Origin of the sequence: Shewanella holmiensis (assembly GCF_025370255.1) — a bacterium.
Classification (GTDB): Bacteria; Pseudomonadota; Gammaproteobacteria; order Enterobacterales; family Shewanellaceae; genus Shewanella; species Shewanella holmiensis.
The window spans coordinates 98,819-118,327 of the sequence record NZ_JAMTCD010000008.1; the positions used below are offsets into that span (position 1 = coordinate 98,819).

Sequence of the window (19,509 nt, forward strand, 5' to 3'; positions counted from 1 at the left end):
AAATAAAACGAGCGCCATAGGCGCTCGTTTTCATTTAAGTAAACCACAAGATTACTCTTGTTCGTCTGACTCTTCTACTTCAGTGTTTTCAACCGTAACATCTTCAGACTCAGTTGAATCAACTAAAATTGGATTACCTTCTTCATCTAACTCTTCATCAGATTGAATTTCTTCAATACGTTGTAAGCCAACCACTTTTTCATCTTCAGCTGTACGAATGATAGTGACACCTTGGGTGTTACGACCAATCACAGATACACCTTCAGCGGGAGTACGTACTAAAGTCCCCTTGTCACTAATTAACATGATTTCATCGTTACTACCAACCTGAACAGCACCAACAACGGCACCATTACGACTGCTTACTTTGATTGAAACCACACCTTTAGTGCCACGGCTCTTAGCAGGATATTCTTCAAGCTCAGTTCGTTTACCGTAACCGTTTTCAGTCACAGTTAAAATGGCACCATCACCCTTAGGAACAATCAAGGATACAACGCGTTGGCCTTCTTCTAACTTGATTCCACGAACACCCGTTGCAGTACGACCCATCGGACGTAGCGCAATGATTTCTTCACCGGTTTCAGGGTCAATTTTCACTGCACCAGTTTCAGAATCGCGAGCTTTCTCGTTAAAGCGTACCACTTTACCTTCGTTAGAGAACAACATGATGTCGTCACTACCTTCAGTAATATCAACACCAATAAGCTGATCGCCTTCTTTAAGGTTAACAGCAATAATTCCGTTTGCACGTGGGTTGCTATAAGCGGTTAAGGCTGTTTTCTTTACAGTACCGTGCGCGGTAGCCATGATAATAAATTTATCATCAGCATATTCACGAACAGGTAAAATCGCGGTAATACGCTCACCATCAGATAACGGTAATAAGTTAACAATGGGTCGACCACGAGCCGTACGACTTGCAAGCGGTAATTGATAAACTTTTAACCAGTACATTTTACCAAAATCAGAGAAGCAAAGAATCGTATCATGGGTATTAGCTACTAATAGTTTTTCAACAAAATCTTCATCTTTAACTTTGGTAGCGGCTTTACCTTTACCGCCACGACGCTGCGCTTGATAATCTGTTAATGGCTGGTATTTGGCATAGCCCAAGTGAGAGAGCGTTACCACAACGTCTTCTTCATTGATCAAATCTTCAAGACTCATATCAATTTCATTAGCGTTAATAATGGTTCTACGCTCATCACCGTATTGCTCAAGGATCTCTTGCAATTCTTCTTTGATGACTTCCATCAAACGTTCTGGGCTGCGCAAAATCAGCAGCAATCCAGCAATAAGCACTAATAATTCTTCGTATTCACTCAGAATTTTTTCGTGTTCAAGACCGGTTAAACGATGTAAACGTAATTCAAGAATGGCTTGCGCTTGCTGTTCAGTTAAATAGTACTGACCATCACGGATACCGTATTCAGGTTCTAACCATTCTGGACGTGCTGCATCATCACCAGCTTTTTCCAACATGCCTTGAACGTGGCCTAATTCCCAACCTTGGGATATTAATTTGGCTTTGGCTTCAGCTGGAGTTGGAGAGGCTTTAATTAACGCAATAATTGGGTCAATGTTAGCTAATGCAATGGCTAATGCTTCAAGTATGTGAGCACGATCGCGAGCTTTACGTAATTCAAATACCGTACGGCGAGTGACAACTTCACGACGATGAAGTATGAAGCACTCTAGCATTTCCTTTAGATTGAATAACTTAGGCTGACCATTCGTTAGGGCAACCATGTTAATACCAAAAGAACATTGCATTTGAGTTTGCGCATATAGGTTGTTAAGTACAACCTCGCCTACTTCACCGCGTTTAATTTCAATGACAATACGCATACCGTCTTTGTCAGACTCGTCACGTAATCCACTGATACCTTCGATTTTCTTATCTTTAACAAGCTCAGCAATTTTTTCAATTAAACGTGCTTTGTTAACTTGATAAGGAATTTCATGAACAATAATACGCTCACGGCCGTTTTCATCGGTTTCAACGTCGGCTTTAGAGCGCATAATGGCGCGACCACGGCCGGTGTTATAAGCATCAATAATGCCTTTACGTCCGTTAATCGATGCAGCAGTGGGAAAATCTGGACCAGGAATGTATTCCATTAACTGTTCAATCGATAAGCTAGGTTCATCAATTAATGCCAAACAGCCTTTGACCACTTCACTTAAGTTGTGTGGTGGAATATTGGTCGCCATACCTACCGCAATACCTGAAGAGCCGTTAATTAATAAGTTCGGCACTCGTGTTGGTAATACAGCAGGAATAAATTCAGTACCATCGTAGTTAGGTACAAAATCTACAGTTTCTTTCTCTAAATCAGCCAATAAAGAATGGGCTAACTTTTCCATACGAATTTCGGTATAACGCATTGCCGCCGCTGAGTCACCGTCAACCGAACCGAAGTTACCTTGGCCGTCTACTAAGGTGTAACGTAACGAGAATGGCTGCGCCATACGAACGATAGTGTCATAAACAGCAGTATCACCATGCGGGTGATATTTACCGATAACGTCACCAACAACACGAGCGGATTTTTTATAAGGTTTGTTCCAGTCGTTTTTTAGTTCGCTCATCGCAAATAATACGCGGCGGTGTACCGGCTTTAAGCCGTCACGCACGTCAGGCAATGCACGACCCACAATTACGCTCATAGCGTAATCTAGATACGAATTTTTTAGTTCGTCTTCAATATTAATTGGCGAAATAGATGAAGCCAGATCAGTCATAAACTGCGCGTTCCCCTGAAATTGAGCTGACGACTTTTATTCCATATTATCGTCGAGCTTTAAAACGTGATTTGGCATTCTAACACAGATATATATTGTCGCTAGAGCAAACCGAAACCAATTTGATTTTAGGGATAAAAAAAATACGAATTAACAAATGTGACAATAAGTTAGCAAAGTTTGTATTCAATAAAATTACGCTAAAATTTATCCTAAATTACAGATATGTGAGTATCAACTCGATTAATTGTTCAAATAACATGCGCTTCACTTTGATTATCGAGGCTGATCACACGCAATGCGATATTTTAGCGCTATTAAAAACTGTTTGAGTCGATATAATGTCGACATAATCAATAATGGATAAATTAGGTACCGCATGTCTACTGAAACCTCTTCTAATATAAATGTCGATCCACAAGAGATTGCGAAATTTGAAGCAATGGCTCAAACATGGTGGGATCCAAATGGTGAATTCAAACCATTGCATCAATTAAATCCGTTACGACTTAACTATATCGATCAAACCTCAAAGGGCATTTTTGCTAAAAAAGTGCTTGATGTTGGCTGTGGCGGTGGGATTTTATCAGAAAGCATGGCTAAAATTGGTGCCCATGTCGATGGACTCGATATGGGTGATGAGCCGTTAGACATTGCTCGTCTTCATGCCTTAGAAAGTGGTGTCACGGTAAACTACATAAAAAGTACCGCTGAACAACATAGGGATAGCCATAAAGGTTATTACGATGTCGTCACTTGCATGGAAATGCTTGAACATGTACCAGACCCCTTATCGGTTATTCAAGCCTGTTGCGACATGGTTAAACCGAATGGTTATGTGTTTTTCTCAACCATTAACCGAAATTGGATGTCTTATTTACAAACGATAGTTGGTGCAGAGTATCTGTTAAAAATGCTGCCAGTTGGCACCCATGATCATAGTAAATTTATTCGCCCGTCTGAGTTGATTGATCTTGTCGATAAAACGGATTTACTGTGCAAAGACGCTTTAGGTATAATTTACAACCCGTTATCTGGTGTATTTAAATACAGTAAAAGTGTTGATGTGAATTACATGATTGCCACTCAAAAGATTGATTAAATTGGCAACTTCAACCCATGGACTTGATAAGTCAGCGATTAAAGGCGTGCTGTTTGATTTAGATGGTACGCTTGCTGATACCGCGCCCGATTTAATCTACGCGTTGAATCTTGCTTTAATAGATGCAGGCTTTGCAACGTGCCAGATTGAACAGGTTAAACATGCTGTAACCCATGGTAGTCTCGCCCTAGTAAAAGCTGCGCTTCCTAATGTTGATGAAGCATTGCAATGCCAGTTACAACAATCATTATTAAGTCACTATAAAGTCATTAATGGCGATAAAAGCGTTTTATTTGGCCTGCTTGATAAACTGTTAACTTATTTAGATGAAAATAACGTTCCATATGGCATTGTTACCAATAAGCATGCATGTTTCGCGCGGCCTTTAGTCCATAAACTGGGCTTAACCTCAAGGATGAAGTCAATCATAAGTGGTGACAGCACCCTTTATTCCAAGCCGCACCCTGCCCCTATGTTACTTGCGGCACAACAAATCGGTGTGCCTGCATCAAATATCTTGTATTTAGGGGATGCCGAAAGGGATCTCGTTGCGGCACAAAATGCCAACATGATCGGTGGTGTTGCCTATTGGGGTTATCTGTCTGCTTTTGACACCCCTGAACATTGGCCTGGGCAATTACATTTTAAAACTTCAAAATGTTTACATGACTTTTTTGTTACAACTTAAATATGGTTCTAATGACAACTGGTTTGTGACAATTTAATCACTCATTTTGGGCCAATTAAAATGATTTTCCTGTCATGAGTCTTTGATCCAAACATTGATTTAAAGATCAATAAAAAAATGCGCTCGCTAATGCGATCGACGATAATTTTAGCGATCAAACTTTTTTCATTTTTAGAACAATTAAACAACAGTAGATAGAAAAGCTATTGAAATTTGGGGTGTAGGGTTAGCTTTTACTAACCCCAGCATTTATCCTCAACTTATCCACAAGATGTTCTGAAAATTGTGGCTTGCAAAATGCCGCCAACCTCACTATCTTGTATCTTAGATTCTAAATAACACCATATCTTGTGTGTCAAATACAATCTCAGACACTAGTGTGTCAATATAAACGACTCACTATTTTAAGCTGAACGGGTGACTTATCTTGCTGAAATGTCACAAACCGTCGTCTTTAATGCTTAAGGATGATTGTTTTTACAAGGGAACGTAACCGTGTGGTTAGACACGATCGCCTGTTGTAATAAGCGCTCAATCACAATAACAGATATAATCAAGGCCTCTCTTCAATGAATAGCAATATGACTGTCACAAAACGCTGTGGCGAACGTGAAACTATCGATTTAGATAAAATTCACCGCGTGATCACTTGGGCTGCCAAGGGATTAAAAAACGTTTCGGTTTCTGAAGTTGAACTCAGATCTCACCTGCAATTCTTTGATGGTATTCCGACTGAAGCTATTCATGAGACGATTATTAAGGCTGCAGCTGACCTTATTTCGCCAGAAGCACCTGATTATCAATTTGTTGCCGCACGCTTAGCCATTTTCCATTTACGTAAAAAAGCCTTTGGTCAGTTCGAACCACCAAAGCTTTACGACCATGTCACCCGTTTAGTTGAAATGGGTAAATACGACATGCATATTCTGGCAGATTATAGCCGTGAAGAATTAGATGTACTCGACAGCTATATTGATCACTGGCGTGATATGAACTTTTCTTATGCGGCCGTGAAACAGTTAGAAGGTAAATATTTAGTTCAAAACCGTGTGACACACGAGGTGTATGAAAGCGCACAGTTCTTATACATTCTTGTTGCAGCATGCCTGTTTTCAAAATATCCAAAAGAGAACCGCTTACAATATGTAAAAGATTTCTATGATGCGACTTCTAGCTTCAAGATATCTCTACCGACCCCAATTATGGCAGGTGTACGCACACCTACGCGTCAATTTAGCTCTTGTGTATTAATCGAGTGTGACGACAGCTTAGACTCAATCAATGCCACCGCATCTTCTATTGTAAAATATGTTAGCCAACGTGCAGGTATTGGTATCAATGCGGGTCGAATTCGTGCATTAGGCAGCCCTATACGCGGCGGTGAAGCCTTCCATACGGGTTGCTTACCTTTTTATAAATACTTCCAAACTGCGGTCAAATCTTGTTCTCAAGGCGGTGTTCGTGGTGGTGCTGCCACCCTATTCTACCCGTTATGGCATTTAGAAGTTGAATCGCTTCTTGTATTGAAAAACAATCGCGGTGTTGATGATAACCGTGTTCGCCATTTAGATTATGGTGTGCAATTAAACAAATTAATGTACCAACGCTTGATTAAAGCTGAAAATATCAGCTTATTTAGCCCATCTGACGTTCCAGGTTTGTACGATGCCTTCTTTGAAGATCAGGTTGAGTTTGAACGTTTGTATCTTCAGTACGAACAGGATCCAGCTATTCGTAAAAAGCAAATCAAAGCTGTCGAATTATTCTCGTTAATGATGCAAGAACGTGCCTCTACAGGTCGTATCTACATTCAAAACGTTGATCATTGTAATACGCACAGTCCTTTTGATTCTAAAGTTGCGCCAATTAAACAATCGAACTTATGTTTAGAAATTGCCCTGCCAACCAAGCCATTAAAGAATATCGATGATCCAAATGGCGAAATTGCACTGTGTACTTTATCGGCGTTGAATCTAGGTGCAATTAAGCATTTGGAAGAGTTAGAGCCTTTAGCAGAATTGGCTGTACGAGCATTAGATAATTTATTGGATTACCAAGATTACCCTATTATTTCGGCCAAATTGGGGTCGATGAATCGCCGTACCTTAGGGATAGGTGTGATTAACTTTGCTAACTATCTAGCAAAAAATGGTAAACGTTATTCTGATGGTTCAGCAAACAACCTCACCCATAAAACATTTGAAGCTATCCAGTTTTATTTGTTAAAAGCGTCAATGAAGTTAGCTCAAGAGCAAGGTGCGTGTCCGTTATTTAATGAGACCACTTATTCTAAAGGCATCTTGCCAATTGATACTTACAAACGCGATCTGGACAAAATTTGTGATGAGCCATTACATTTAGACTGGGAAGGTTTACGTAAAGATATCCAACAATATGGTTTACGAAACTCTACGTTATCTGCATTAATGCCATCAGAAACCTCGTCTCAGATTTCAAATGCAACCAATGGTATAGAGCCTCCACGCGGGTTAATCAGTGTTAAAGCCAGTAAAGATGGTCAGTTAAAGCAAGTTGTTCCCGATTTTGATCTATTAAAAGATCAATATGAGTTACTTTGGAATATGCCAAATAATGAAGGTTACTTACAGCTTGTGGGCATTATGCAGAAGTTTATTGACCAGGCTATTTCTGCTAATACCAATTATGACCCTACTAAATTCCCAAGCCGTAAAGTGCCAATGCAAACCTTATTAAAAGATTTACTTAGCGCATACAAACTTGGTGTAAAAACACTTTATTATCATAACACCCGTGACGGTGCATCTGATCAACACGATGATATTTTGTCTATCGAAAAAGAAGATGATGATTGTGCCGGTGGTGCGTGCAAGATATAAATCTTAGGTTTATTGATTGCTAATTTTAATAAGGAATTAAATGCGGGGTAACTTCCCCGCTTTTTAGGAAAACAAACATGGCTTACTCAACATTTTGTCAAACACCGAATGACGCAACCCAAGAACCCATGTTCTTCGGTCAAAACGTTAACGTTGCACGCTACGATCAACAAAAGTATGAGATATTTGAAAAGTTAATTGAAAAACAATTGTCTTTCTTTTGGCGTCCAGAAGAAGTGGATGTTAGCCGCGACAAAATTGACTTTGCCAGTCTTCCTGAACATGAAAAACACATCTTCCTGTCTAATTTGAAGTATCAAACTTTACTTGATTCGATTCAAGGTCGCTCTCCTAACGTGGCATTTTTACCGTTAGTATCAATCCCAGAGTTAGAAACATGGATAGAAACTTGGTCATTTTCTGAAACCATTCATTCACGATCTTATACCCATATTATTCGTAATATTGTCAATAACCCTTCAGTTGTTTTTGATGATATCGTTGAAAATGAACAGATTTTAAAACGTGCGGGTGATATTGCTAAATATTATGATGATTTGATTTTTTTAACGCAAATTCATAATTTACATGGTGAAGGCACTCACCTGATTGGTGGTCAAGAAGTCACTGTTAGCCTTCGTATTTTAAAGAAGACTTTATATCTTTGCATGATGTCGGTTAACGCATTAGAAGCCATTCGTTTCTATGTCAGCTTTGCATGCTCATTTGCCTTTGCAGAACGTCGATTAATGGAAGGTAATGCAAAGATTATTCGTTTAATCGCCCGTGATGAGGCGCTGCATCTAAACAGTACACAGCACATTCTTAGCTTGATGCAAGGCGGTAAAGACGACCCTGAAATGGCAGAAATAGCAATTGAATGTTATTCAGAGTCATATGACCTATTTCTTAAAGCCGCTGAACAAGAAAAAGAATGGGCCAAATATTTATTCAAAGATGGCTCAATGATTGGTCTTAATGAGCAAATCCTTTGTCAATATGTTGAATACATCACGAATCAGCGTATGAAAGCCGTAGGCTTACCTCTTCCTTACGAAGAGCAATCAAACCCACTACCTTGGATGAAAAATTGGTTAGAAAGTGATGCTGTTCAAGTGGCTCCACAGGAAGTGGAAGTTTCTTCTTACCTTGTTGGCCAAATTGATTCTGCGGTTGACAGCGACGAGTTTTCTGATTTTGACCTATAAGCATTTTTTTATTAAAGCGCCGATAGTTAGCCTCAAAGGCCAACCTGCTATCTTATTTGATGGCAAGAAAGAAACCTTGCTTGAGGCGCTTGAACATAAAAAAGTAAAAGTGTTTTCAGAGTGCCGCAATGGATTTTGCGGTGCTTGTAAAACCCAAGTCATTTCAGGCGAAGTGACTTATATCAAAGAACCATTAGCTGAACTTAAAGCAAACGAATGCTTGCCTTGCTGTTGTATTCCGCAAACGGATCTTAATCTTGCTTTATCAATAGATAGTGTCGAGTTAGCTGTTCGAAAAAAGCCCATTCAGAAAATCTCAACAACCCAATCTACAGATACGGCTGCATTAAATTTCGATATTGAAACGGCAACAGCACCGCAAAGCTAACGCATTAAAACTAAACTCATCAAATTAAATCAAACCAAACTTACACCCCAAGCACTTGTTAATAAGCGTAATATTCTACAGAAAGAGTTCAAACATTACAAAAACCACTTTCATCGACAAAAATAATTCATATTAAGCTTAGTGATATCCTCACCATTTATCACATTGAAATTGAATCTATAAATCAACAGTTTCAAAATGATTAACATCATCTTGATTGCAAGTTTCTCAACATGTGCATCAGGGTATTTAGTGGAGTGTGTTAAATATAAAAACACTTATTAATTGACATTGTTATTGAAGCAATCCTCAACATAAAACTCGTCATGCTATTTTAAGTTATTAAATCGAATAACCACTCTAGAATAGAGTGGTTATAAAGAATGGTTAAAAAGTCTGGATTATCATTGTTACCAGGGTAACATTTGTCCGTTTGAGTGTTTAAACACTCCTGTTTCCGTAACATCGAGTTGATTGATTAAGCCGATTAATAGCGACGCTGATTCTGTTGCAGAAATATCTCCGCCGTAATTAACCATATCAGTTTGCACATACCCTGGGTGATAAATGCCAACAGCGATATTACGGGGTTTAAGATCTATACTGAGCGACATTGAAGCGGCGTTTAAGGCAGCTTTTGACATGCGATATCCATAACGCCCGCCAGATCCATTATCAGCAATAGAACCCATTCGAGAGGTTATCATGGCGACTTTAGCGCCACTGTTTAATTGTGCTTGTAATCCAGATACGATTCTAAGAGGCGCGAGGGCATTTACTTCAAACTGTGCGCGAATGGTATCAATGTTTAGTTCGGATAAACTTTCATCACGAAGTATCCCAGCGTTACAAATAAGCACATCAATGGTTATCTGTTCCAGGTCTCTTAAAAGCTTATTAATCCCATCATCAGACGTCACATCTACATCTTTGACCGTAATAACAGGTAATGCATTTAACTCAACAGATGAATGCCTACAAACTGCATACACTTGATAACCTTGTGCAATATAACCCTTTACCAAGGCCAGTCCAATACCCCGATTAGCCCCTGTAATAACCACATTCTTATTCATAATCATCTACCTTACTTTTCGTATCAATATTGGATGAATCAATACCATTGTGCAAAAGATAAAAACTAGCATATCAAGATATTAGTGCGTAAAGTACAGTAAGATCTGGTTATTAATTTAGCCAATGTTTGAGCATGCTTTAACAAAATAGTTAAATGGTAATGTTCATCTGAAATTATAAGGATTTTCGGCTATGCCATCTGCCTCTAATTCACCTTCTCTACCTCAATCTGCTATTTCAAGTCCCGATAATATTCAGGCCCATGAGAATATCTGGCACCAGCGCATATCCGGTGAAGATAAACAGCGCAGAAACGATCATCGCAGCCCTTTTCAGCGTGACAGAGCAAGAATATTACACAGTGCAGCGTTTAGACGCCTACAAGCAAAGACACAGGTTTTAGGCATAGGCATGAATGATTTTTATCGTACACGCTTAACTCACTCACTTGAAGTGTCACAGATAGGCACGGGTATTGCCGCGCAATTAAGACGTAAATACCCTAACCTTAAATATTTGCTTAACTCCATGAGCTTAATAGAATCATTGTGTTTAGCACATGATATTGGTCATCCGCCCTTTGGCCACGGGGGGGAAGTCGCATTACATTACATGATGCGCGATCATGGGGGCTTTGAAGGAAATGGCCAAACATTCAGAATATTGACTCGTTTAGAACCATACACTCCATCCACAGGGATGAATTTAACCCGTAGAACACTATTGGGTATATTGAAATATCCAGCACCCTATTCCCAATTAAGAATAAACACTCATCCCGCCCCTGTGATAAATCACAGGCAGTTAAAACCATCAGATTGGCCACCCGTTAAGGGGGTGTTCGATGATGATAAACCCATCTTAGATTGGGTGTTATCAAGTTTAACAGAAAATGATCGCCGGTTATTTTTATCAAGTGAGCAAAGTCAGCACCACCCTAATTACCCACATTTAAAAACAAAATTTAAATCACTCGATTGTTCCATTATGGAATTAGCCGACGATATTGCTTATGCGGTACACGATCTAGAAGATGCTATCGTCATGGGGATCGTTAATCCACACCAGTGGCAGGAAGATGTAGTGGCCTCGTTGCAACACATACAAGATAGCTGGCTAAAGAATGAAATTCACAGCATAGGTGCCAAATTATTCTCGAATCAACATCATTTACGTAAAGACGCTATCGGCACTTTGGTTAACGCGTTTGTCACGGCAATCAATATTCAAATAAAACCTGAATTTGATGAACATTTACTCAAGTATCATGCTGAACTTGAATTAGATTTTGCCACCACATTAACTGTGCTTAAACAGTTTGTTTTTAAGTACGTGATCCGAAAGCCTGAAATTCAAATGCTTGAATATAAAGGTCAGCAAATTGTGATGGAATTGTTTGAAGCTTTTGCTTCAGATCCACAGCGGCTTTTGCCCCTAAACACCGGAGAACGTTGGGCAAAATCTGAACAAGAAAACAATAATCCCATGAGGGTGATGGCGGATTATATTTCTGGCATGACAGACGAATTCGCGGCAAGGCTTCATCAACAGCTATTTGGTAGTAAAAATGCCGGTATTTTAGAACTGAATAGAGAGCTTTAACAAAAAAATGTTTGTCATGGTCGATTTTTAAAACTGAGTTTATGCTTATCTTGCGAAACATTAAGGCACAAACACTGAAACAAGCAGGCATAGCAAGTTAGGCTCTGCTTAAGCCTTTAAATGAACAACAGAAAAAGCATTATTGATTAAAACTACTCAACTTTACCGTTAATAAATCATTGATTTTTAGTTAGCGGTAAAATTGAGTGGAACCATTAGACTATTCAATATTAAATAATTACCTGTCACAGCTTTAAATCACTATTCATTCAATAAGATGCTTAAGGGCTAGTCATACATTAATCAGATTGAACTTGAGTATGTTTAGTTTGTTTCCACGATTTAATAAAATATCGCAGTGGGATCTGTGAGACTAAAATCCCCGCCAACATTAAGCTACAGCCTAACAAAGCGCGTGGTTCTAGTGTTTCACCTAATAATAAAATGCCACCTACGGCAGCAAAAACCGTTTCTAAGCTTAAAATAATGGCCACATGCGCTGGATGAGCATTTTTTTGGGCGACTACCTGTAATGTATACCCAACACCAACAGAAACAATGCCAGAATATGCCAATGCAGCCCAGGCTAACCCTATGTTACCTACAACCGTAGTCTCAATTATCAAAGAGACAGCGATACTTAACAAACCACAAAAAATAAACTGTAGATGTGATAATAAAATTGGAGAATGCTTTTTAGCAAAATGGTCGATAATGAGAATATGAATAGCCCAAAAAAACGCACCGATAAGTTGTAATAAATCTCCATAGCCAATACTCATGTCATCTTTAATACTTAAAAAATAAAGCCCAACAACAGCAATAGCACAACCGACCCAAGTATTCACTCCGGTCTGATGCTTAAGGATTAATCCCAATACTGGGACAATGACAATATACAATCCCGTGATGAAACCGGCATTGGCTGCAGAGGTAAATTGCAATCCTACCTGTTGTAATGAAGCAGCGAAAAACAGCACAGAACCCGCGCTAATTGATGCCAAAAGTAATGACTTTTGATTACCGACTAACAGTGTTTTTTTATTCGCAAAATACCACAGCAAAGGCAGTAAACTTATCGCCCCAATTAAAAAGCGTAACCCGTTGAACATAAAAGGCGATAAATGGTCCATACCCATTGATTGAGCAACAAAACCAAAGCCCCATACCGCAGCAGTTAACAGGAGTAATAAATTGGCTATCACAGCGCATTCCATCGACAAAAGAAAACAAGACTACTTAAGTTGCCGATTGACTACAAGCACCACAGATAATTATTATTCCAAGACAAAATTAAGATATTGCTTTTGATTAGACCACGACTGAGTTAACTTAAACTAATCGCATTAACACACTCACAATTTTTCAATTGTCAGCTAACCGATGACAGCACTTTTGCAAGATACTAATGGCTTATACACTTTCTTATGCAATTAAATGAATTCTTGATCCGCTTTCAATTACAGCCACTTTCTGCCAATAACATCACTTCAGCCCCAGCTCATTTTCCTGGACGTGAAGCCGCCGTGTTGATCCCAATTGAGCAAATTGATGACCAGCTATACTTATTGTTAACTAAACGCCCGCTACACCTTAGGCATCATCCAGGCCAAATCAGTTTTCCAGGTGGTAAATTTGAAGCTAAGGATAAAGATGCGATGGACACCGCATTACGTGAAGCAGAAGAAGAAATTGGATTAAAGAGAAACAATGTAACGGTTATCGGTGCTTTTCCTCCCCATAAAACCTTTACCGGATTTACCATCACCCCGATTGTAGGCATTATTAACAAACCATTCGAGTTAGTTATCGATCCTGGTGAGGTAGACAGTTGCTTTAAAGTACCTTTGAATTACTTTAAACAAAATGAAAATCGTCATTTGGGACAACATTGGCGCAAAGGTAAATTATATAAGGTGCATTATATGCCGTTCGAAGATAAATTTATTTGGGGCGTCACAGCAGCCATTATTGATTTATTGTGCCGCCATATTGATAACTGAACGCTACACAACGTAGCGTATATACAAACCTGCTGATAAAGAAACAAGACACAACAATGGAATATTAAACCAAAATCCAATTCGAGCAGTGGTTTTGGCATAAAAATTTACCAGTAAGTTAAGTAAACTCACTCCTGCGCACCACCAAATAATATGTTCTAACTTCACAGTTAACGCCGGATCCCAATCAAAACGGACTTCAACGCCTTTGGACAAAAAGTAGCCTACCGCACGATCAGGTCTTGCTTCACCATAAATCAGTAATGCATAGATGGCCAAACTCCAACCTAGAATTGACAACACTGTCAATATAACTTGTAGTACATCTAACCGAGACATTTTACTTCCTTATCCAATATTTGATTTGTGGTCATTAACCATTTACCCCAACACATCAAAATTGCTTAAATAACTTTAAAAGTATCAATTTAGCAGATTATTTACCTCTGCTTGGTAAAACTATCACATTAATACGCTTAGAATAACTTTTTCAGCTTGAGAAAAGCCACCATAAAGGTAAGATAAACACAAAATTACTTACTATTTTGATCTTGGAGAATAAAGCAACAATGAGCATTGCATCTGTCGCTTCAGTTTTTAAAGGTGAACACGCTGTTGGTTCATCAGTAACCGTACAAGGATGGGTTAGAACTCGTCGTGATTCAAAAGCGGGTATCTCATTCTTAGCCGTTTATGATGGTTCATGTTTTGACCCTATCCAAGGCGTTGTGCCAAATAGCTTAGATAATTATGAGCAAGACGTTTTAAAATTAACCGCAGGTTGTGCCGTTGAAATGACCGGTTCGGTTGTAGAATCTCCAGGTGCAGGACAAGCATTTGAGTTACAAGTTACCTCAATAAATGTAACGGGTTTTGTCGATGATCCAGATACCTACCCAATGGCAGCTAAGCGTCACTCAATTGAACACCTTCGTGAATTAGCTCATCTACGTCCACGTACCAATATCATTGGTGCAGTTGCCCGCGTACGTAACTGTTTATCACAGGCTATTCACCGTTTTTACCATCAAGAAGGTTTTATTTGGGTTTCTACCCCACTTATCACAGCTTCTGACTGTGAAGGTGCGGGAGAAATGTTCCGTGTTTCAACACTGGACATGGAAAACTTACCGCTAACTGACGCAGGTAAAGTGGATTATGACAAAGACTTTTTCGGTAAAGAAGCATTCCTAACCGTATCGGGTCAGTTAAATGCTGAGACTTATGCGTGTGCTTTATCTAAAGTGTACACTTTTGGGCCAACTTTCCGTGCAGAAAACTCCAATACCACTCGCCATTTGGCTGAATTTTGGATGGTAGAACCTGAAGTGGCGTTTGCAACGTTAGATGATGCTGCAGAACTTGCTGAAAAAATGCTTAAGTTCGCATTCAATGCTGTACTTGAAGAGCGTATGGATGATTTAACTTTCTTTAATCAGCGTGTAGACAACACAGTGATTGAGCGTTTGCAATCATTCGTAAACAGCGATTTCGCGCAGGTCGATTATACTGACGCTGTTGAAATTTTAAAGAATTGTGGCAAGACATTCGAATTCGCCGTTGAATGGGGTATCGATTTACAATCTGAGCATGAACGTTACCTTGCAGAAGAACACTTTAAAGCGCCTGTAGTTGTTAAAAACTATCCAAAAGACATTAAAGCTTTCTACATGCGTCTGAACGATGACGGCAAAACTGTTGCTGCAATGGACGTTTTAGCGCCCGGTATTGGTGAGATTATCGGGGGTGCGCAACGTGAAGAGCGTTTGGATGTACTTGATGCCCGTTTAGCTGAAATGGATCTAAGCCAGGAAGATTATTGGTGGTATCGCGATTTACGTCGTTACGGTACTGTGCCACATGCGGGCTTTGGTTTAGGTTTTGAGCGTTTAGTCTCTTATGTCACTGGCGTAAACAACATTCGCGATGTGATACCATTCCCTCGCGCACCACGTTCAGCAAACTTCTAAATAATCAGCTTGCAGAAAAAAACGCGCTTAATTAGCGCGTTTTTTATGTCTAAATTTTTTATTTTTAAATAATAACACTCAACAATTTTACGGCTAAGAAGCGATAATAAGTTGCTCTCTAAGTTGCTTAACCTCATCTCTTAACGCTGCGGCTTGTTCAAACTCAAGATTTTTAGCGTGTTCAAGCATCTGCTTTTCAAGTAAATCTATTTGATGACTAATATCCGTTATGCTCAGGTATTGAGGGCTAGATTCTGCCACTCTATCGTTCTTCTCAAAAGTTTTAGAGCGTTTACCTTGCTTACTGTCACCCACGTCCATGACATCAGTAATACTCTTGACGACCCCTTTTGGCGTAATACCGTGGGTTTGATTATGTAAACGCTGTTTATCACGACGTCGCTCAGTTTCACCTATCGCTTTGGCCATCGAGTTTGTGATCCTATCAGCATACAGGATCACTTTGCCGTTGATATTACGCGCCGCACGTCCAATAGTTTGAATAAGTGATCGTTCTGAGCGTAAAAAGCCTTCTTTATCCGCATCTAAAATACATACCAACGACACTTCTGGCATATCTAAACCTTCACGTAATAGGTTGATTCCGACGATCACATCAAAATGCCCTAGGCGTAGATCACGAATAATTTCCATCCGTTCAACGGTATCAATATCTGAATGAATATAACGAACTTTTACCCCATGCTCGTCAAGATAGTCAGTTAAATCTTCGCTCATTTTTTTGGTCAATGTCGTCACAAGCACCCGCTCATTAACAGCGACTCTTTTATGAATTTCAGATAGTAAATCATCAACTTGAATACCAACAGGTCTTACTTCAATCTCAGGATCGAGTAACCCTGTAGGCCTTACAACCTGTTCTGCAATCTCACCATCACTTTTATCTAATTCATATTGGCTTGGGGTTGCCGACACAAATATTGTTTGTGGCATTAAGTTTTCAAATTCTTCGAATTTAAGTGGCCGATTATCAAGTGCTGATGGTAAGCGAAAGCCATATTCAACTAAGGTTGTTTTTCGACTTCTATCACCTTTATACATGGCTCCAATTTGTGGAACCGTAACATGAGACTCATCGATGATTAACAGGCCATCAGCAGGTAAATAATCTAACAATGTCGGTGGGCCTTCACCCGGAGCTCTACCCGATAAATAACGTGAATAATTTTCAATGCCAGAGCAATATCCTAGCTCAACCATCATCTCTACATCATATTGAACCCGCTCAGAAATGCGCTGGGCTTCGATTAACTTATGATTTTCTAGTAAATATTGACGACGCACCCTAAGTTCTTCTTTGATGAATTCTGTTGCTGCCAAAATCTTTTCTTTGGGAGTGACATAGTGAGTTTTTGGATAAATAGTGGTTCGAGCAATACGTTTAATAATCTGCCCAGTGAGTGGGTCAAACTCACTTAAACGCTCAATTTCATCATCAAATAATTCTACTCGAATTGCATCACGTTCAGAATCGGCAGGAAAAATATCAATAACCTCGCCTCTCACCCGATACGTACCACGCTGTAATTCAATATCATTGCGCTTATATTGCAGCTCACTGAGGCGGATCAGTATGTCGCGCTGCCCCATGAAATCCCCTTGGCGAAGATGCAGCAACATTTTCAAATAGGAGTCTGGATCACCGAGACCATAAATAGCAGATACCGACGCGATGAGTACCACATCTTTACGCTCTAGAAGCGCTTTAGTTGCTGATAGGCGCATTTGTTCGATATGAGCGTTAACAGATGCATCTTTTTCTATAAAGGTATTAGAAGCAGGTACGTAAGCTTCTGGCTGGTAATAATCATAGTAAGAAACAAAATATTCAACGGCATTGTCAGGAAAGAACTCTTTCATTTCGCCATAAAGCTGCGCTGCAAGAGTCTTGTTTGGGGCCATAATGATCGTTGGCCGTCCCATCGTTTGAATCACATTGGCAATAGTGTATGTTTTGCCTGAGCCAGTAACACCTAATAAGGTTTGGCTAGCAACCCCATTGCGTAATCCTTCGATTAATTGCTTAATTGCCGTGGGTTGATCGCCAGCGGGAGAATATTGAGAGTGTAAACGAAACAGCTGTTCTGACACGCGCGTTCCCTATTTAGTCATGTTATGCAAAATTAGCCATGTAATACAATTATCATAATAAAAAACGACTATGAACCCTAGCGATTAATTGCACAGTGAAGCGACAATCATAGATAAATGTCAAATTGATGATAACGAGATGAAACTATCAAACAACATGCATTACCTCAGTAATATCGGCATTAACAGCCTTAAACACCAAGGTTAACTGCAATTTAATACACAATAGCAGTTTGAAACCAATTACATTTTTGCAACTTAAATATCGCCCACTAAAAAAAACACCTTGCATTTTTTTTATCTAGCACAAACAATAACTTAAGAACCTGCTAAATAAATCTACCATTTTAAGCTGAACTCAGGCTTAATCAGTGTTTGCAGCCTATAAATATGAGTAACCCACAAGCTTATCCACAGAATTAGTGGATAACTCACACAACCTCAGTCAGCATGCGGGATTGAGGTTATGCTCAATTCACAGAAGTGTCATCATAGCTTGATGAAAGTTTATTACATTTGAAATGTTTTCGCTTTATTCTGTTTTCCGGTTACAACAACAAAACAATGCCTCTACTCAGCAATCGATTAGATCATCTGCTGCAATTGGTAGTATAGGGAACAAAATATTTTTATCTGATGGAGATAAAAAGCGCATTGATATCATCGCGGTTATTGGAATATTTGGAAAATAATAATCATTTCTAACTAAGCTACTGTAGCTGACTCACCTCTTACACTGCAGAGTTAGCCATTACAGTGCAGCATTATTCATAATTGCTAACTATTACGATAGATAAATACAAATCTTTAAACCATCTATTTGCAGCCTAGTTATCCCATGACTTAACAAAGATCTGAAGATCTTTCAGGTAAAATTTCGCGTGACGAGTGGAGAGACGTTCTAGCGTTCTACCAAAATAAACCTAACATGATCCTACTTGTTGGTGATTTATTTAATATCGTCAGAAGCACATATCAACTATAAATGTATTCTAGAACCCTATCCTCATTCAAACCTGTTACGAAATTCCTCCACTATCTGAAAATAAAGACAAAGTGTTCATTTTTTATGATTAATGCCCAAAAGTCGTTCACGATGCACATTACATGAGCAGTTAACAAGTTAATTTCACTTTTTTTTAGAACTCGAGTTGACTCATGCAACAGAGCGTTTTACTATGCGCTCCGTTCTCAGCAATACATTGCTAAACGATTCCCCAGTAGTTCAGTCGGTAGAACGGCGGACTGTTAATCCGTATGTCACTGGTTCAAGTCCAGTCTGGGGAGCCAATAGCAAGTTAAGTTGAAAGCAGTATTATAGAATTCCCCAGTAGTTCAGTCGGTAGAACGGCGGACTGTTAATCCGTATGTCACTGGTTCAAGTCCAGTCTGGGGAGCCATATAATATAATTTAAGTATTCCCCAGTAGTTCAGTCGGTAGAACGGCGGACTGTTAATCCGTATGTCACTGGTTCAAGTCCAGTCTGGGGAGCCACTTAAAATTTTGATCAATTCCCCAGTAGTTCAGTCGGTAGAACGGCGGACTGTTAATCCGTATGTCACTGGTTCAAGTCCAGTCTGGGGAGCCATCAAAAAATCAAATATATTAGTTCCGATTCCCCAGTAGTTCAGTCGGTAGAACGGCGGACTGTTAATCCGTATGTCACTGGTTCAAGTCCAGTCTGGGGAGCCAACTAAAATCCGCTTTTATCCTCCCTATTCAAAAAAAATACACACTTTTCATAAACTGCTA

Annotated in this window: 13 protein-coding genes and 5 tRNA genes; 13 read left to right on the forward strand and 5 right to left on the reverse strand. The window is 39.4% G+C overall.

The window, feature by feature from the left end; translation table 11 throughout:
- Positions 1-51 precede the first annotated feature (51 nt).
- Positions 52-2,748 (reverse strand): DNA gyrase subunit A, encoded by a 2,697-nt coding sequence (gene gyrA / locus NE535_RS08465; RefSeq protein ID WP_261298203.1) that lies wholly within the window; start codon positions 2,746-2,748, stop codon positions 52-54.
- Positions 2,749-3,127: 379 nt separating this feature from the next.
- Here gyrA and ubiG point away from each other — a divergent pair, with 379 nt between their 5' ends.
- The 5 genes from ubiG (at position 3,128) to yfaE (ending at position 8,992) form a co-directional block, all read left to right on the forward strand.
- The gene (gene ubiG, locus NE535_RS08470) at positions 3,128-3,850 is read left to right on the forward strand and encodes a bifunctional 2-polyprenyl-6-hydroxyphenol methylase/3-demethylubiquinol 3-O-methyltransferase UbiG (RefSeq protein ID WP_261298204.1); all 723 of its coding nucleotides are present in this window, start codon (positions 3,128-3,130) and stop codon (positions 3,848-3,850) included.
- 1 nt (position 3,851) lies between these two features.
- The gene (locus tag NE535_RS08475) at positions 3,852-4,538 is read left to right on the forward strand and encodes an HAD family hydrolase (RefSeq protein ID WP_261298205.1); all 687 of its coding nucleotides are present in this window, start codon (positions 3,852-3,854) and stop codon (positions 4,536-4,538) included.
- Between the two features lie 569 nt (positions 4,539-5,107).
- Positions 5,108-7,396 carry a class 1a ribonucleoside-diphosphate reductase subunit alpha gene (gene nrdA, locus NE535_RS08480; protein ID WP_261298206.1) on the forward strand — a complete coding sequence of 763 codons (2,289 nt, stop codon included), beginning with the start codon at positions 5,108-5,110 and terminating at the stop codon, positions 7,394-7,396.
- 77 nt (positions 7,397-7,473) lie between these two features.
- Positions 7,474-8,604, forward strand: coding sequence for a class Ia ribonucleoside-diphosphate reductase subunit beta (gene nrdB / locus NE535_RS08485; protein ID WP_261298207.1), 1,131 nt, complete (start codon positions 7,474-7,476; stop codon positions 8,602-8,604).
- A complete protein-coding gene (gene yfaE / locus NE535_RS08490; RefSeq protein ID WP_261298208.1) occupies positions 8,594-8,992 on the forward strand; it encodes a class I ribonucleotide reductase maintenance protein YfaE in 399 nt (132 codons plus the stop codon). Before nrdB ends, yfaE begins: the two co-directional genes overlap by 11 nt.
- 410 nt (positions 8,993-9,402) lie before the next feature.
- On the opposite strand, the gene NE535_RS08495 is transcribed toward yfaE, so the two are convergent.
- The gene (locus NE535_RS08495) at positions 9,403-10,068 is read right to left on the reverse strand and encodes an SDR family oxidoreductase (protein WP_261298209.1); all 666 of its coding nucleotides are present in this window, start codon (positions 10,066-10,068) and stop codon (positions 9,403-9,405) included.
- 193 nt (positions 10,069-10,261) lie between these two features.
- On the opposite strand from NE535_RS08495, the gene NE535_RS08500 reads away from it, so the two are divergent.
- On the forward strand, positions 10,262-11,671 hold the full coding sequence (locus NE535_RS08500) for an anti-phage deoxyguanosine triphosphatase (RefSeq protein WP_261298210.1): 1,410 nt from the start codon (positions 10,262-10,264) through the stop codon (positions 11,669-11,671).
- A gap of 299 nt (positions 11,672-11,970) precedes the next feature.
- On the opposite strand, the gene NE535_RS08505 is transcribed toward NE535_RS08500, so the two are convergent.
- The gene (locus NE535_RS08505) at positions 11,971-12,876 is read right to left on the reverse strand and encodes a DMT family transporter (protein WP_261298211.1); all 906 of its coding nucleotides are present in this window, start codon (positions 12,874-12,876) and stop codon (positions 11,971-11,973) included.
- Positions 12,877-13,098: 222 nt separating this feature from the next.
- On the opposite strand from NE535_RS08505, the gene NE535_RS08510 reads away from it, so the two are divergent.
- Positions 13,099-13,674: a CoA pyrophosphatase gene (locus NE535_RS08510; RefSeq protein ID WP_261298212.1), complete on the forward strand. Its 576-nt coding sequence runs from the start codon at positions 13,099-13,101 to the stop codon at positions 13,672-13,674.
- 3 nt (positions 13,675-13,677) lie between these two features.
- Here NE535_RS08510 and NE535_RS08515 read toward each other — a convergent pair whose 3' ends face one another.
- The gene (locus tag NE535_RS08515; protein ID WP_261298213.1) at positions 13,678-14,013 is read right to left on the reverse strand and encodes a hypothetical protein; all 336 of its coding nucleotides are present in this window, start codon (positions 14,011-14,013) and stop codon (positions 13,678-13,680) included.
- A 230-nt stretch (positions 14,014-14,243) separates the two neighbouring features.
- Between NE535_RS08515 and asnS the strand changes: the two genes are divergently transcribed.
- Positions 14,244-15,644, forward strand: coding sequence for an asparagine--tRNA ligase (gene asnS / locus NE535_RS08520; protein WP_261298214.1), 1,401 nt, complete (start codon positions 14,244-14,246; stop codon positions 15,642-15,644).
- 93 nt (positions 15,645-15,737) lie between these two features.
- Here the strand turns inward: asnS and uvrB are convergent, their stop codons facing one another.
- Positions 15,738-17,756, reverse strand: coding sequence for an excinuclease ABC subunit UvrB (uvrB, locus tag NE535_RS08525; protein ID WP_261298215.1), 2,019 nt, complete (start codon positions 17,754-17,756; stop codon positions 15,738-15,740).
- Between the two features lie 1,214 nt (positions 17,757-18,970).
- Here uvrB and NE535_RS08530 point away from each other — a divergent pair.
- From NE535_RS08530 to NE535_RS08550, 5 genes are all read left to right on the forward strand, one after another.
- Positions 18,971-19,046 (forward strand) — tRNA-Asn (locus tag NE535_RS08530).
- A 34-nt stretch (positions 19,047-19,080) separates the two neighbouring features.
- A tRNA-Asn gene (locus NE535_RS08535) sits at positions 19,081-19,156 on the forward strand.
- A gap of 19 nt (positions 19,157-19,175) precedes the next feature.
- Positions 19,176-19,251, forward strand: a tRNA-Asn gene (locus tag NE535_RS08540).
- An 18-nt stretch (positions 19,252-19,269) separates the two neighbouring features.
- Positions 19,270-19,345 (forward strand) — tRNA-Asn (locus tag NE535_RS08545).
- 28 nt (positions 19,346-19,373) lie between these two features.
- Positions 19,374-19,449, forward strand: a tRNA-Asn gene (locus NE535_RS08550).
- The last annotated feature ends 60 nt before the right edge of the window (positions 19,450-19,509 follow it).

Bases quoted from the DNA above. Each gene is read 5' to 3' on its own strand.
- gyrA (WP_261298203.1), bottom strand. From the start codon at position 2,748: ATGACTGATCTGGCTTCATCTATTTCGCCAATTAATATTGAAGACGAA.
- nrdB (WP_261298207.1), top strand. From the start codon at position 7,474: ATGGCTTACTCAACATTTTGTCAAACACCGAATGACGCAACCCAAGAA.
- ubiG (WP_261298204.1), top strand. From the start codon at position 3,128: ATGTCTACTGAAACCTCTTCTAATATAAATGTCGATCCACAAGAGATT.
- NE535_RS08500 (WP_261298210.1), top strand. From the start codon at position 10,262: ATGCCATCTGCCTCTAATTCACCTTCTCTACCTCAATCTGCTATTTCA.
- nrdA (WP_261298206.1), top strand. From the start codon at position 5,108: ATGAATAGCAATATGACTGTCACAAAACGCTGTGGCGAACGTGAAACT.
- NE535_RS08495 (WP_261298209.1), bottom strand. From the start codon at position 10,068: ATGAATAAGAATGTGGTTATTACAGGGGCTAATCGGGGTATTGGACTG.
- NE535_RS08510 (WP_261298212.1), top strand. From the start codon at position 13,099: ATGCAATTAAATGAATTCTTGATCCGCTTTCAATTACAGCCACTTTCT.
- asnS (WP_261298214.1), top strand. From the start codon at position 14,244: ATGAGCATTGCATCTGTCGCTTCAGTTTTTAAAGGTGAACACGCTGTT.
- NE535_RS08515 (WP_261298213.1), bottom strand. From the start codon at position 14,013: ATGTCTCGGTTAGATGTACTACAAGTTATATTGACAGTGTTGTCAATT.